This is a genomic window from Aquamicrobium segne, assembly GCF_042656785.1.
GTDB classification, from domain to species: domain Bacteria; phylum Pseudomonadota; class Alphaproteobacteria; order Rhizobiales; family Rhizobiaceae; genus Mesorhizobium; species Mesorhizobium segne.
Genome location: NZ_JBHSLL010000036.1, coordinates 19,978 through 33,168 on the forward strand (window position 1 = coordinate 19,978; position 13,191 = coordinate 33,168).

Genomic DNA, 13,191 nt, shown 5'->3' on the forward strand with positions numbered 1-13,191 from the left:
GCAGGCGGATCAGTCGATCCGCTTGCCGCTCCGCACCCGATAGCTGGGTGTATACATGGTCACAAGTTCTTCTGCGGCTGTGGGGTGCACTGCCATGGTGCGGTCAAAATCATCCTTGGTGACACCGCTTTTGAGCGGAATACCCAGAAGCTGCGCCATTTCGCCCGCATCCGGCCCCATAATATGCGCGCCAACCACCTTGCGTGAGGCCCCATCCACAATCAGCTTCATCAGCATTTTCTCGTCACGTCCCGACAGCGTATTGCGCATGGGACGAAACGCGGCACGATAGATCTCAATCTCCTCAAATTTTTGCGCAGCCTCATGTTCGGGCAGACCAACGGTTCCGATCTCAGGCTGCGAAAAAACAGCGGTCGCAATAAGCTCATGATCGGGAGCGGTCGGGTTGTCCTTGAATGCGGTTTCGATAAAACACATCGCCTCATGGATGGCCACCGGCGTCAGTTGCACCCGGTTGGTCACATCGCCAATCGCCCAGATATTGTCGATATTGGTGCGCGAAAAGCGATCAACTTCAATAGCGCCTGTAGTTGACGTCTTGATTCCCGCCGCTTCCAGCCCCAATCCTTGCGTATTGGGTATACGCCCAATGGCCAGCATGAACTGATCAACCGTTCGCTTTTCACCATTGCTCAATTGCACATCAAGCTGGCCATCCTTGCGGCGCACAACCTCCTCGGCCACAGCATGAAGAATGATTTCAATACCCTTATTGGTCATGGCCTCATGCAGACCGGCCCGCAAATCATCGTCAAAATGATTGAGGATCTGTGTCCCGCGGTAAACCAGTGTGGTTTTGACGCCAAGACCATGAAAAATATTGGCGAACTCGACCGCAATATAACCACCACCGCCAATCATGATGGATTCTGGCAAGGTTTTCAGATCAAAAACCTCATTGGAGGTAATGCAATGTTCATGGCCGGGAAGTGCCGGATGCGGCATCGGATATCCGCCAGTGGCAATCAATATCTGATCGGCGCTCACATTACGCCCTTCACTCACCAGCCGCACGGTATGGCGATCCACCAATTCGGCACGTGAATTGAAGATTGTGGCTCCGGAATTTTCAACATTGCGCCGATAAATGCCTTCAAGACGTGCAATTTCACGGTTCTTATTGGCCAGCAGCCTGCTCCACTCAAAGCTCGCCGGCTCGACATTCCAGCCATAGCCTGCCGCATCTTCAAAAAATTCGCTATATTGCGAGGCATAGACAAAGAGTTTTTTTGGCACACAGCCACGGATGACACAGGTGCCGCCAAAACGATATTCTTCGGCAATGGCAACCCGCTTGCCAAGGGCTGCCGCCACGCGCGCGGCCCGCACCCCACCTGAACCTCCACCGATGACCAGGAGGTCGTAATCATAAGCAGTCATGCGTAACAATCCTTTAGGCCGGCATGTTGTCCAGGGTCAGGCCCTACAGGTAGGGCGGGTGATCTTAAAAGAAAAGCCCGGCCATGAAGCCGGGCTTGATACAATATGCCATCAGGGAAAAGAAAGATCAGTTGCCGCTTTCCGGCTCTGATGTTTCCGTGCCCTCGGCCGGTTGCTGAACCTGTGCGCCGGCCGCGCTCTGCAGCGCCTCTCCAACCTCCAGCGACAGATCCCGCGCTATGCCATTTTGCCAGATTTCGGCGGCACGAATCAGTTCACGTGTCACGATAGGGCCGCTTTCAAGCAGCTTCTTGCCCGCAGCCGAATTGTAAAAGGTCGCGATTGTCTGAAGGTCTTCTTCAGAAAACACCTTGGCATAGGCAATTGCTGCCTCACGCTCCAGATCAGCCCGGCGGGCTGCCAGTTCCAGTGCCTTGGCTGACACCGTACTGGTGATCAGTTCCTGCAGATCCGGGTTCTTCTGGATCAGGCTTGCCTGAAGGGCAGCGGCTGCCTGCGGCAAAATCCCGTCAAAACTATCGGTTGCATTGATTGCCGCCACCGTATCGCGAGCCGCCTTCATATGGCCTTCCGAAATTTCCTGCGCGCTTGCAGGTGTCGCCACTGCTATGGCAAGAATTGCCGCACAGACTGCGGCAAAGCTAAAAATCCGGTTCTGAAATTTCATGACGAATGAGGCTCCTTGAGATTTACCGGACAGCTTGAATTGTCTCGATGCCGTCGCTGCCAGCGACAATCGCCGCAGACGCCAGCCCAATGAAAAGACCGTGCTCCACCACGCCGGGGATGGCAAGTAAAGCATCAGATAGCGCTCTTGTATCTGGAATGCGGCCAAAAGATGCATCCAGAATGAAATGATCGCCGTCTGTAACAAATGGCTGCGCATCCGTCATCCGCAATTTGATGTCACCAGACAGGCCAAGCCGGTTTGCTGCTGCTGCAATAGCGTGCTCGGTTGCCCGCAAGCCAAAGCGATTGACCTCGATCGGCAAAGGAAAGCGGCCAAGTGTGTCCACCACTTTTGATTTATCGGCAATGACAATCATGCGCGTGGAAGCTGCAGCCACAATTTTTTCACGCAGCAATGCGCCGCCGCCGCCTTTGATCAGGCTTAAATGCATATCTATTTCGTCGGCGCCATCAATGGTCAAATCCAGTTCGGGCGTCTCATCCAGCGTAGACAGCGGCACACCCAGTTCGCGGCAAAGGGCGGCGGTGCGCTCAGATGTCGGTACCCCGACAATCTGTAAACCCGCAGCCAGTTTTTGCGCCAGAAGCCGCACGAACTCTTCTGCCGTCGAGCCGGTGCCAATGCCCAGCTTCATGCCGCTGGCGACATGCTCTAGCGCCTTGCGTGCGGCTTCAACTTTCAGTTGCTTCTGGTCCATATAAAATGCGCTCTGTTTTGCAATGCCGGGTTTGAAAGTCTAAGGAGTGAATCTGAAAGATTGCAACACGCTTTAAAACACAGGAAATGAAATGGCCAGACCGATCATCGTCTTCGATCTTGATGGAACACTGGTCGATACCGCGCCAGACCTGATGGACAGCCTCAACCACACGCTGGCGCAGGCAGACCTTGCGGCGGTAGATGAGCCTTCTTTCCGCCGCTTTGTCGGCCATGGCGGCCGCGTCATGATCGAGCGTGCCTTTGCAGCCCAAAACCGCCGCCTCGAAACACAGGACCATGACCATTTGCTTGAGGTTTTCCTCAAACATTATAGCGCCAATATCCCCGGCAGATCGCAACCTTTTCCGGGCGTAAGAGACGCCATTGCCCGCTTTGAGGCGGAAAATTACATTCTGGCGATCTGCACCAATAAATATGAAGCCAATTCGCTGGACCTGATCAATACATTGGGCCTGAGCCAGCATTTTGCCGCCAATTGCGGACAGGATACGTTTGCTTTTCGCAAACCTGATCCCCGCCATCTGACCGAAACCATTTTGCGCGCCGGTGGCAATCCCCAGCTTGCCGTCATGATTGGCGATTCGCGTACCGATATTGATACCGCCAAGGCAGCCGGTATTCCGGTTGTCGCCGTGGATTTTGGCTATACGGACCGGCATGTCAGCGAGTTTGAGCCATCCGTAGTGGTTTCCCACTTCGATGAGATCACGCTCGATCTGGTTCAAAATCTGCTGGAAGCAGTAAATTGATGTTTAGAGCATTTTGTGAATACAGATGGATAGGTTCCAGATATCCGGTTAAAAACCTGAAAATCTGGTGGGCGATGTAGGGATTGAACCTACGACCCCACCCGTGTGAAGGGTGTGCTCTCCCGCTGAGCTAATCGCCCGCTCTTAAAGCCTTATCGGCCAAGCGCGCCGCGATATAAGAGGGGCGATCCCTTTCTGTCAACTACTGCTTGCGTATGACTGAAGCATTTCTTGTTTCTATGGAAACAGATGAAATGCTTCAGGCCAAGACCCGTCTGTTATTTTTATTTTTCCTGATCCTCAGGCTCTTGAGCGACGGATTCAGATTCAAGCTCTTCCTCAGCTTCTTCAACCTCGCCTTCAACCTCTTTTTCGGCGCGCGACCGCTCGATCATGCGCGCCATCCAGATCGAAATCTCGTAAAGAATAATGGTGGGAACAGCCAGGCCGATCTGGCTAAGCGGATCAGGCGGGGTCAATACGGCCGCCACCACAAAGGCGATCACGATCGCCCATTTGCGCTTGTCCACCAGCGCCTGCGAGGACAAAATCCCTACACGCGCCATCAGGCTGGTCACCACCGGGAGCTGAAACACCAGTCCGAAGGAAAAGATCAGCGTCATGATGAGGCTAAGATATTCCGAAACCTTGGGCAGCAGGGAAATCTGCACGGCACCTTCACCACCCGGCTGCTGCATGGTCAGGAAAAACCACATCACCATCGGCGTGAAAAAGAAATAAACCAGTGAAGCGCCGATCAGGAACAGGATTGGTGAGGCAATCAAAAATGGCAGGAACGCATTGCGTTCATTGCGATAAAGGCCCGGCGCAATGAATTTGTAAATTTGCGTGGCAATCAGTGGAAAGGCAATGACCATACCGCCAAACATGGCAAGCTTGATCTGCGTGAAGAAAAATTCCTGCGGGGCCGTATAGATCAGTTCAACCTTGGTGGGATCAAGACCGGCCCAGCTTGTCGCCCATTTGAAGGGAATGACAAGAAGGTTGAAAAGCGCCTTGGCAAAAAAGAAACAGATCAGAAATGCAATAAAAAACCCGCCAATCGACCACATCAGCCGGGTGCGCAATTCCATGAGATGTTCAATCAGAGGGGCTGACGAGGCATCAACCTCATCCCTGTCATTGGCGCTCACTTCGGCGTCCTCGTCGTCTTGCGCACAGTTGCGGGTCTGCGCGGCCGGGCTGCAGCAGGTGCAGCCTCTGTCGTTTCAATCGGTGCTGCCTTTATCGGTGCTGCCTTGGGCTTGGCCGCAGATGGCTTTGGTGCAGCGGTTTTAGCCGGGCTGGCGGCTTTTTTTGTGGTTTTAGCGGCTGTTGCCGCCACCTTATTGCCCGCCTTACCCGCCGCCGCCGTTTTAGTCGCGGTTGCAGGTTTAGCCGTCACTGATTTTGCCTGAGCTGGTTTCACTTGGGCTGATTTTGCCATCACTGGTTTTGTCCGGGCAGCAGCCGTTTTTCTGGTTTTCGCCACCACAGGCTTTGCTGTTTTGGGCAATTTTTCTACTTCTGACCCGGCAGGAGATTTTATAGTCTCGACTGAGGTTGAAGGGGTCGCATCGGATTTAACTGAGTCCGTTCCAGCAGATAGGGCTGTTTTTTCAGGCGTCACCTTAGGCTTTGCAACGTCTTCAAGGCTGGCCTTTACATCCGAAGCCGCCTTTTCAAACGGGTTGAGCTGTTTGCGAATCTCTGCTGCCGGATTGAGGTTGCGCAGCGTATCAACCGATTTCTTGACTTCATCAAGCTCTGCTTCTTTCAAAGCGTCGTTGAACTGTTTTTGAAAATCATTGGCCATGCCGCGCATCTTGGCCGTCATGCGACCAAAGCTGCGCAGCATTTGGGGTAAGTCCTTGGGCCCGACGACCACAATCATCACGATTGCGATCACCAGCATCTCAGACCAGCCGACATCAAGCATGGCTATTCAACCTGAACACGGAAATGAAATCAGCTCTTGTCAACTTTTTCCTTGGAAGGCGCGACCGTTTCATCCGCACGGTGCTCAACAGTGCGTGTATCGGTCTCATCTTCGGCGATGCCCTTTTTGAAGCTCTTGATGCCCTTGGCCACATCACCCATCAATTCCGGAATCTTGCCGCGGCCAAACACCAGCAGCACAATCACCAGAACGATCAGCCAATGCCAAATTGAAAACGAACCCATTATACTCTCTCTCGTATCTGTTCTCGTAACTGATCTATGCAATTTTGCGCCGCGTTTCAAACGCTTCGCAGCACTCTTCACGAATGATTTGCCAATGTCACCCGATTTTAGCCGGTAAATCCGGAAAAGCGCACCAGACAGGAAGGCTGTCACCTCAATCTTCTGTCACGCGCGGTGTCAACAGGCCCAATTCCTCAAGGTCGATGTCGTTTAACGGGTCCTCGTCTTCGTCCAGACTATCGGCATCCACAGGCGGCACCGGAATAGAAAAACCCGCTGGCAAACGACCGGAAAGAAGCCCTGCCCCTTTCAATTCATCCATTCCTGGCAAATCACGCAAATGTTCAAGTGAAAAATGATCGAGAAAGGCTTGCGTCGTGCCATAGGTGACAGGCCGCCCCGGCGTCTTGCGGCGTCCGCGCATTCTTACCCATTCGGTTTCCAGCAGAATATCGAGCGTCCCTTTAGATGTCTCGACACCGCGAATGTCTTCGATTTCAGCACGGGTCACCGGCTGATGATAAGCAATGACAGCCAGCATCTCCAATGCAGCACGCGATAGTTTTTTCTGCTGCACCGTGTCACGGTTCATTAAAAAGGCAAGATCGCTTGCGGTGCGAAACACCCAGCCCTCGCCAATTTTCAGCAAATTGACACCACGCAAGGCATAAATCTGCTGCAAGCCTTCCATGGTGGCTGCAAGATCAGCCCCTTCAGGCAGCCGTTCGCGCAATTGGCTTTCAGTAACAGGGGCGGCACTGGCAAAAACCAGCGCTTCAGCCATGCGCATGTTTTCTGTCAGACGAACAGTGGGCTCCGACCCTTCAGCCTCAAGGCTGTTTTCAGCCGGAAAGACAATCACGGAAGCATCGCGGTTCTTGCTCATGGAGGAGCCGCATCCTGCTCATATAAGGGGCGGCCGCGCAGATAAATCGGGGAAAACGGCTCTTGCTGGTGAAGCTGCGCCTTGCCCTCACGAACCAGTTCCAAAGAAGCGGCAAAAGAACTGGCAAGAGCCGTGCGCCTGTCTTCAGGGGCAACCAGATAGCGGACAAGAAAGCCATCAAGCTCTGCCCAGTCGCAAAAATCCCCCATCATGCGCATGAGCATATCGCGCGCCTGTTTTAGCGACCACACATCGCGCCTGGCAATCTGCACATGGGTCGTGGCCTGCCGCTGGCGTTGTGTCGCATAGGCATTGAGCAAATCATAGAGTGTGGCCGAATACTGGCTGCGCTTTTCGACAATGGCCAGTTCAGGCTGACCGCGCGCAAACACATCGCGCCCCAGCCGGTCGCGATTGACCAGCCGAGCCGCCGCATCGCGCATGGCTTCCAGCCGTTGCAGGCGAAACTGGAGCACAGCAGCCAGCTCTTCGCCGCTTTCGCCTTCCTCACCCGGCTGTTTTGGCAAGAGCAGTCTGGATTTCAGGAAGGCAAGCCATGCCGCCATAACCAGATAGTCGGCAGCAAGCTCAAGACGCTGTGCGCGCATTTTATCGACAAACAACAGATATTGTTCGGCCAGCGCCAGAACCGAAATCCGCGCCAGATCAACTTTTTGAATCCGCGCCAGATGCAAAAGCAGATCAAGCGGCCCTTCAAAACCATCAACATCGACAAGCAGCGCAGCATCATCTGCGCTCTGATTTTCTTGCCCCCACAACCGTTCCATGGGTGCAGGCGCAAGTTTTTTTCCTCCTGCCACTGGTTGCGTCACGCTTGTCATTCTCCTGACCTGTCGGCGGGCACGACCACCCGCTCAACATTATCAATCAGGCCATAATTGCAAAATACTGCGCAAATTCAGCCCGCAATTCGTCTTCACTGTCTTTATGGCCAGCGCCAATCACGGACAAAGCCCGTTCAGCGCGCTTTGCCGCCTCGCCTTCCAGCGCTTTGACCTTTGAGGCAATTGCCCTCATCTCTTCCATGACACCATTGCAATGCAAAACAATATCGACACCCGCGTTCAGAATGACTGCTGCCCGGTCAGAAAAATCTCCGGCAAGCGCCTTCATTGAAATGTCGTCACTCATCAGCAATCCGTCAAAGCCTATCTCGCCACGGATGATGTCTGCAACGACTTTCGCTGACGTGGTGGCAGGCCCTTTTGGGTCAATGGCATCAAACACCACATGGGCAGTCATGGCCGCAGGCAAATCATTCAACGCCCTGAACGGGATAAAATCATGCTGGCGCAATTGCTCCAGCGGCTCATGCACCGTTGGCAACTCAAAATGCGTATCGACCAATGCCCGCCCATGGCCGGGAATATGCTTCATGACCGGCAAGACGCCACCGGCCATCAAACCTTCAGCCGCAGCCCGGCCCAGACGCGCCACCACTTCAGGATCACGCCCATAAGCGCGTTCGCCAATCACATCGCTGGCATTTTCCACCGGCACGTCCAGCACCGGCAGACAATCAGCCGTGACACCATAGCGCGCCAGATCAAAACCATGCAGCCGCCCATGCAGCCAGGCAGCTCGCAGTCCCGCTTCATGATCGCGCTGGTAAATCTCGCCAATTGCTGCTGCGGGCGGATAATTGGGAGCAAGTGGCGGACGCAGCCGCTGCACACGCCCGCCCTCCTGATCAATGAATATGGGCGCATCTTCGCGCCCCACACAATCGCGCAATCCAGCAACAAGATCACGGATCTGTTCCGGCTCGGAAATATTGCGGGCAAACAGGATAAAGCCCCACGGGCACTCCCCCCGATAGAAGCGTATTTCCTCACGTAAAAGAGTCTGGCCGCTACAGCCGAGAATAAATGCTTTTGATTCGCTCATGCCCGAAATCTACAGCATCATGGACAAAAGTGGGAACCATCTGCCTATGAGAAAAAGGCCGATGCTTGCACACCGGCCTTTTTCTTACGGGACTGAATAGATTTTAAAGCGGGTTTCGTGAATCTGAAAGATTGCGACACGCTTTAAGTTCGAGCGGCAGGCTTTATTGCGAAACAAAGCAGGCGCCACCGGCGGCCTTGTATCTTTCGCAAAGGCTGATGGCATCGGCACGCGTTTCTGCGCCAACGCGCACCCGGTAAAAAGTGCCCTTGCCGGCAATTTCAGCCTTGACGATATTGACGCTGCGGCCCTGCAAGACACTGGCATACCGACCGGCAAGGTCCTGATAGGTGGATTGCGCAGCTTCTGCGCTGGGCTGCGAGGCAATCTGCATGGCCCATGTTCCAGGTGCTGCCGCCTGCGTATCCAGTGCGGCTACCTGGGTGGGGCCTGTGGTGGAGCTTGCCTCAGCAACATCTTGTGCTGGCGGCTCAGCCGGGCGCGGCGCGGCATCGGGCGCAACAGCAGGCGGGAGCGCAGCCGTCTGGGCCGCATCGGGAGCAGCATCCGGAGCCGTGACCTGCTGAGGCGCCGGATCGGCTGGCTCGGTTGCTGCAATCTGCGGCTCTTCACGCGGCACCAGCGTTCCGTCGGGGCGCACAACCATGGTGCGAACCTTGCGCGGAACTACGGTCGGGGTCGCATCTGCGGCAATTTCATCTTCAATCAATGTCGGCGCAACGCGCTCTTCAGACTTTGCCGGGGTCTCATTGTCCACAATTTGCGGCATGCGCGCAGCAACATCGACAGGCTGCTCGGCGTCAGACACCAGCGTTTCCTGCGTCGGGGCCACAGGCGCTGCGCCATTGGCCACCATGTCATAGACCTTGTTGTCCTGATTGGGGATAACAGTACCACCCGGATTTTCCGGCTTGATCTTGATCGGGCTGTCATCGGCCTTCACCAGAACCGGTGTTCCACCGGAATCACCGCCACCAAAGGACAGGGCAAAAGCACCAAGCCCGCCAAGCAGCGCAACCGCGCCAATGGCGGCAGCAACCAGAACCATGCGGTTGCGTGAAGGCGGTTCACCAGCAGAATCAGCCGTCTGTGCCATCTCGCCCGCATCCGGCTCATAATCAAAGCCATCATCGCTCAATGATGACTCAGCATAGGGGGCCTCTTCATCATAAGGGGCAGCAGCATAGTCCTGATAATCGAAATTACTGAAAACCGGGTCCGCATCATCATCCACGGGCTGGTCTGATGTTGCAGCCATGGCTGGCGCCTGCCCATATGTGCTGACATGCCGGGGTGGCGCCTCAAACGCTGCCGGTGCCGGTTCAGCTTCACTCATCTCATTCATGAGACTGGCAAATTCAGCATCGAAATCATCATAGGCTGGTGTTTCGGTCTTTTCGTCCTCGAAGGAAATATCGGGGATATCGAGATCATCGGCCACCGCAACAGCCTTTTCGGCAATGTCGATGGTTTCCAGTTCCGGCATTTCTTCAATCGTATGGCGCAACACAGGCTGCCCGATTGACATGTCCTGGGCAGGAGCAGACGCTGTGTGGGCCGGTGCGGACGCCACATAATCCTGCGCAAAATCAGAAAATTCCGGCTCCTGTTGCTGGGGACGGATAAAAGGTGTGCTGCGCCCCCAGTTCTGCGCCGCTGCGCCAGAAACCGAAGCTGCCGCCATAGTTGCCGAAGCGGCAAAAGGCGCGGGCGCAGGTTCCTGCTCCTGCTCTTCATAAGTTGCCTCATAGGAAGACGGCGGGTTGGCAGATGGCGGAGTTGGTTCGGCGTGAACATCAAGCGGCTGTTCAAGCTGAAATTCAGGTTCATAGGCTGGCTGTGCAGGGGATGACATGCTGCCCAGCAGCGCATTCAGCTCATCTTCAAGCGAAACCTGCTGTGCTTGCACCACAGGCTCAGGCTCAGGCTGATTGTCTTCGGCCACAGCGCCCTTAAAAACAGCAGCGGCCAGCGCCTGCTCGAATTCATCGCCATTGTCGCCAAATACAGAGTCGCCAAATACAGATTCGTCAAAAGCCTCTTCCACAGGCTCTGCGGCCGACATGTCCGGCTCTGCGGCCTCAAGAGAAAACTCCGCATCATCAAAGACCGGAAATTCATCCTGCACCATTTCCGTTTCAGGAAACTCGTGGCTTAAAGCATCCTCAAGTCCTGTCAGAAAATCGGCTTCTGCAACAGGTGCTGTACTTGCCTCTTCGGCAAACAGCGCGTCAAATTCAGCAAGATCGGGCTGACCGTCAGAAATAAAATCTGCTGGCGCAGCCTCTAAAGCTGCAAACTCCTCGGCAAAGGCAGCTTCATCGAAAAACAGCTCATCTGCAAGGCTCTTGTCAAGCGGATCAGCCTGATCAAACTGCCCGCCAATGAACGGTTCCGCCTCAACACGCGGTTCCTGCGGCTGCGCATAGCCAGCTTCCGGCACCAGCGTTTCAGCCAAAATCTCTTCTAATATCTCAGGCGTTTCAGGTGTTTCAGGCTCAGAAAACTCCTCGCCAAATTCGCCCATCAACTCTTTTTCCAGATCAATGGCAAAGTCGGCCTCGGCAATGCCTTGCGCCGATGCCTGTGCGCCTTGCGCCGGGGCCTGGCTCTCAGGCTGTGATGGAACGCGCGGATCAAAACCCATGATCCGGGTCAGTTCCGCAAATGGATCATCCTGCGCGATATCCTCATCGCGCTCTGTGGTCCGTATCTGGGTTCTGTCTGCCATCGCCGTTTCCGAACTCGCACAATCGGACGCCATCGACGTCGCGTAAAGTTAGCTCCTACCAGCGCAATGTGGGCAAATGTTGACCGGTGATTTGCGGGTGATCTAACGCATTTCCTTCGGGGCATCAGCACCGATAAGCGTCAGACCGGATCGAATGACATCCGCAACGGCCTGCACCAGCCCTAGCCTGGCAAGTGTCAATTGTGGATCGTTAACCTTAACAAAACGTAAGTCCTGATTATCCGTGCCCCGATTCCAGTGTGCATGGAAGCTGCTGGCCAGATCATAAAGGTAAAAAGCCAGCCGATGCGGCTCCTGCGCAGAGGAGGCCTGCTCGATCAGGCGCGGATATTCGGCAAGTTTTCGAATCAGACCGATCTCGCCCTCATCGGACAGTTGCGCGACATGGGCGGCAAGTGCGGCGCGCTCCGGCAGTTCGATGCCCATCTGTTCACGCGCCTGCCTGAAAACCGAATGGCACCGCGCCGAGGCATATTGGACATAAAAAACCGGATTGTCCTTTGACTGTTCGGTGACTTTGGCAAAATCGAAATCAAGCGGTTCGGTGTTCTTGCGATACAGCATCATGAATCGGATCGGGTCGCGCCCCACTTCCTCCACCACTTCGCGCAAGGTAACGAAATCGCCAGAGCGCTTCGACATGCGCACCGGCTCGCCATCGCGATACAGCTTGACCAGATTGCACAACAAAACGGTCAGTTTCAGATCACCGCCCGAAACCGCCTTGGCCAGCGCCTCCAGCCGTTTGACATAGCCGCTATGGTCGGCACCAAGCACAAACACCAGTTCCTTGAAGCCGCGCCCGTATTTGTCTTTCATATAGGCCACATCACCGGCAAAATAGGTGTAGGAGCCATCCGACTTGACCAATGGCCGGTCCATATCGTCGCCCACATCGGTGGAACGGAACAGCGTCTGCTCGCGGTCTTCCCAGTCTTCGGTTTTTTCACCCTTTGGCGGCGGCAGCTTGCCCTTGTAGACAAAGCCCTTGAAGGTCAGATCATTGATCGCGGTCTGGATGGCTCCGCCATTATCCGCATGCAGGCTGCGTTCGGAGAAAAACACGTCATGATGCACATTCAGCAGCGCCAGATCCTCGCGGATCATCGCCATCATCGCCTCAATGGTGCGCTCCTTGGCCAGCGCCAGCACTTCTGCTTCCGGCAACCCTAACAGCTTTGCGCCAAACTCCTGTTTTAAAGCCTGCCCGACCGGCACCAGATAATCGCCCGGATAAAGCCCGGCCGGTATCTCGCCTATATCTTCACCCAGCGCCTCGCGATAGCGCAGCAAAGCCGAGCGCGCCAGCACATCAACCTGCGCGCCCGCATCATTGATGTAATATTCCTTGGTCACATCATAACCGGCAAAGCCCATGATGTTGGCCAGCGCATCGCCCACCACCGCACCCCGGCAATGGCCGACATGCATCGGGCCGGTGGGGTTGGCAGACACATATTCAACATTGACCGAGCACCCCGCGCCTGCATCAGAGCGGCCATAATCACTTGCCCTTGCAAGGATACCGGCAAGCTGCGCGCGCCAGAAATCATCGGTTAAACGCAAATTGACAAAGCCCGGCCCGGCCACATCGGCACTGGCAATATCGGCATCTTCCTTTAACGCGCCAACAAGGCGCTCAGCCAAAGCGCGCGGGTTCTGTCCCGCAGGCTTTGCCAGCACCATGGCTGCATTGGTCGCCAGATCCCCATGACTGGCATCGCGCGGCGGCTCGATGGTGAGGCGCGAAAGATCAGGCGTATTACCGTCCTTGTCTTTGAGACCAAGCGCCTGTACGGCCTTGGTGATCCGCGCATTAAAGTCGGCGAAGATGTTCATGACGGGGCTTTCGTTAATG

12 protein-coding genes and 1 tRNA gene are annotated in these 13,191 nt (G+C 55.1%); 1 reads left to right on the forward strand and 12 read right to left on the reverse strand.

Annotated features, from left to right (window positions below):
- Positions 1–9: 9 nt before the first annotated feature.
- From gor to rpiA, 3 genes are all read right to left on the reverse strand, one after another.
- Positions 10–1,401: a glutathione-disulfide reductase gene (gene gor / locus ACFPLB_RS11310; RefSeq protein ID WP_378229656.1), complete on the reverse strand. Its 1,392-nt coding sequence runs from the start codon at positions 1,399–1,401 to the stop codon at positions 10–12.
- Positions 1,402–1,528: 127 nt separating this feature from the next.
- Positions 1,529–2,089, reverse strand: coding sequence for a DUF2059 domain-containing protein (locus tag ACFPLB_RS11315; protein WP_378229658.1), 561 nt, complete (start codon positions 2,087–2,089; stop codon positions 1,529–1,531).
- A gap of 22 nt (positions 2,090–2,111) precedes the next feature.
- A complete protein-coding gene (gene rpiA / locus ACFPLB_RS11320; RefSeq protein WP_378229660.1) occupies positions 2,112–2,810 on the reverse strand; it encodes a ribose-5-phosphate isomerase RpiA in 699 nt (232 codons plus the stop codon).
- Positions 2,811–2,901: 91 nt separating this feature from the next.
- On the opposite strand from rpiA, the gene ACFPLB_RS11325 reads away from it, so the two are divergent.
- On the forward strand, positions 2,902–3,582 hold the full coding sequence (locus ACFPLB_RS11325) for a phosphoglycolate phosphatase (RefSeq protein WP_378229662.1): 681 nt from the start codon (positions 2,902–2,904) through the stop codon (positions 3,580–3,582).
- Positions 3,583–3,647: 65 nt separating this feature from the next.
- Here ACFPLB_RS11325 and ACFPLB_RS11330 read toward each other — a convergent pair.
- The 9 genes from ACFPLB_RS11330 to argS all read right to left on the reverse strand — a co-directional run bounded on the left by ACFPLB_RS11330 (position 3,648) and on the right by argS (position 13,172).
- Positions 3,648–3,722 (reverse strand) — tRNA-Val (locus ACFPLB_RS11330).
- Between the two features lie 144 nt (positions 3,723–3,866).
- Positions 3,867–4,676, reverse strand: a complete 810-nt coding sequence (gene tatC / locus ACFPLB_RS11335) for a twin-arginine translocase subunit TatC (RefSeq protein WP_378229703.1) — start codon at positions 4,674–4,676, stop codon at positions 3,867–3,869.
- A 56-nt stretch (positions 4,677–4,732) separates the two neighbouring features.
- On the reverse strand, positions 4,733–5,521 hold the full coding sequence (tatB, locus tag ACFPLB_RS11340) for a Sec-independent protein translocase protein TatB (protein ID WP_378229664.1): 789 nt from the start codon (positions 5,519–5,521) through the stop codon (positions 4,733–4,735).
- A 29-nt stretch (positions 5,522–5,550) separates the two neighbouring features.
- Entirely contained in the window at positions 5,551–5,766 is a 216-nt protein-coding gene (locus ACFPLB_RS11345; protein ID WP_378229666.1) for a twin-arginine translocase TatA/TatE family subunit, read from the reverse strand.
- A 154-nt stretch (positions 5,767–5,920) separates the two neighbouring features.
- The gene (gene scpB / locus ACFPLB_RS11350; RefSeq protein WP_378229668.1) at positions 5,921–6,652 is read right to left on the reverse strand and encodes an SMC-Scp complex subunit ScpB; all 732 of its coding nucleotides are present in this window, start codon (positions 6,650–6,652) and stop codon (positions 5,921–5,923) included.
- Positions 6,649–7,440, reverse strand: coding sequence for a segregation and condensation protein A (locus ACFPLB_RS11355; RefSeq protein ID WP_378229705.1), 792 nt, complete (start codon positions 7,438–7,440; stop codon positions 6,649–6,651). The genes scpB and ACFPLB_RS11355 overlap by 4 nt, the downstream gene beginning before the upstream one ends.
- 100 nt (positions 7,441–7,540) lie before the next feature.
- Positions 7,541–8,560, reverse strand: a complete 1,020-nt coding sequence (gene nagZ, locus ACFPLB_RS11360; protein ID WP_378229670.1) for a beta-N-acetylhexosaminidase — start codon at positions 8,558–8,560, stop codon at positions 7,541–7,543.
- A gap of 163 nt (positions 8,561–8,723) precedes the next feature.
- Positions 8,724–11,312: an SPOR domain-containing protein gene (locus ACFPLB_RS11365; protein WP_378229672.1), complete on the reverse strand. Its 2,589-nt coding sequence runs from the start codon at positions 11,310–11,312 to the stop codon at positions 8,724–8,726.
- A 102-nt stretch (positions 11,313–11,414) separates the two neighbouring features.
- Positions 11,415–13,172, reverse strand: a complete 1,758-nt coding sequence (gene argS / locus ACFPLB_RS11370) for an arginine--tRNA ligase (RefSeq protein ID WP_378229674.1) — start codon at positions 13,170–13,172, stop codon at positions 11,415–11,417.
- Positions 13,173–13,191: the final 19 nt, after the last annotated feature.

Bases quoted from the DNA above. Each gene is read 5' to 3' on its own strand.
- gor (WP_378229656.1), bottom strand. From the start codon at position 1,401: ATGACTGCTTATGATTACGACCTCCTGGTCATCGGTGGAGGTTCAGGT.
- ACFPLB_RS11315 (WP_378229658.1), bottom strand. From the start codon at position 2,089: ATGAAATTTCAGAACCGGATTTTTAGCTTTGCCGCAGTCTGTGCGGCA.
- rpiA (WP_378229660.1), bottom strand. From the start codon at position 2,810: ATGGACCAGAAGCAACTGAAAGTTGAAGCCGCACGCAAGGCGCTAGAG.
- ACFPLB_RS11325 (WP_378229662.1), top strand. From the start codon at position 2,902: ATGGCCAGACCGATCATCGTCTTCGATCTTGATGGAACACTGGTCGAT.
- tatC (WP_378229703.1), bottom strand. From the start codon at position 4,676: ATGGAATTGCGCACCCGGCTGATGTGGTCGATTGGCGGGTTTTTTATT.
- tatB (WP_378229664.1), bottom strand. From the start codon at position 5,521: ATGCTTGATGTCGGCTGGTCTGAGATGCTGGTGATCGCAATCGTGATG.
- ACFPLB_RS11345 (WP_378229666.1), bottom strand. From the start codon at position 5,766: ATGGGTTCGTTTTCAATTTGGCATTGGCTGATCGTTCTGGTGATTGTG.
- scpB (WP_378229668.1), bottom strand. From the start codon at position 6,652: ATGAGCAAGAACCGCGATGCTTCCGTGATTGTCTTTCCGGCTGAAAAC.
- ACFPLB_RS11355 (WP_378229705.1), bottom strand. From the start codon at position 7,440: ATGGAACGGTTGTGGGGGCAAGAAAATCAGAGCGCAGATGATGCTGCG.
- nagZ (WP_378229670.1), bottom strand. From the start codon at position 8,560: ATGAGCGAATCAAAAGCATTTATTCTCGGCTGTAGCGGCCAGACTCTT.
- ACFPLB_RS11365 (WP_378229672.1), bottom strand. From the start codon at position 11,312: ATGGCAGACAGAACCCAGATACGGACCACAGAGCGCGATGAGGATATC.
- argS (WP_378229674.1), bottom strand. From the start codon at position 13,172: ATGAACATCTTCGCCGACTTTAATGCGCGGATCACCAAGGCCGTACAG.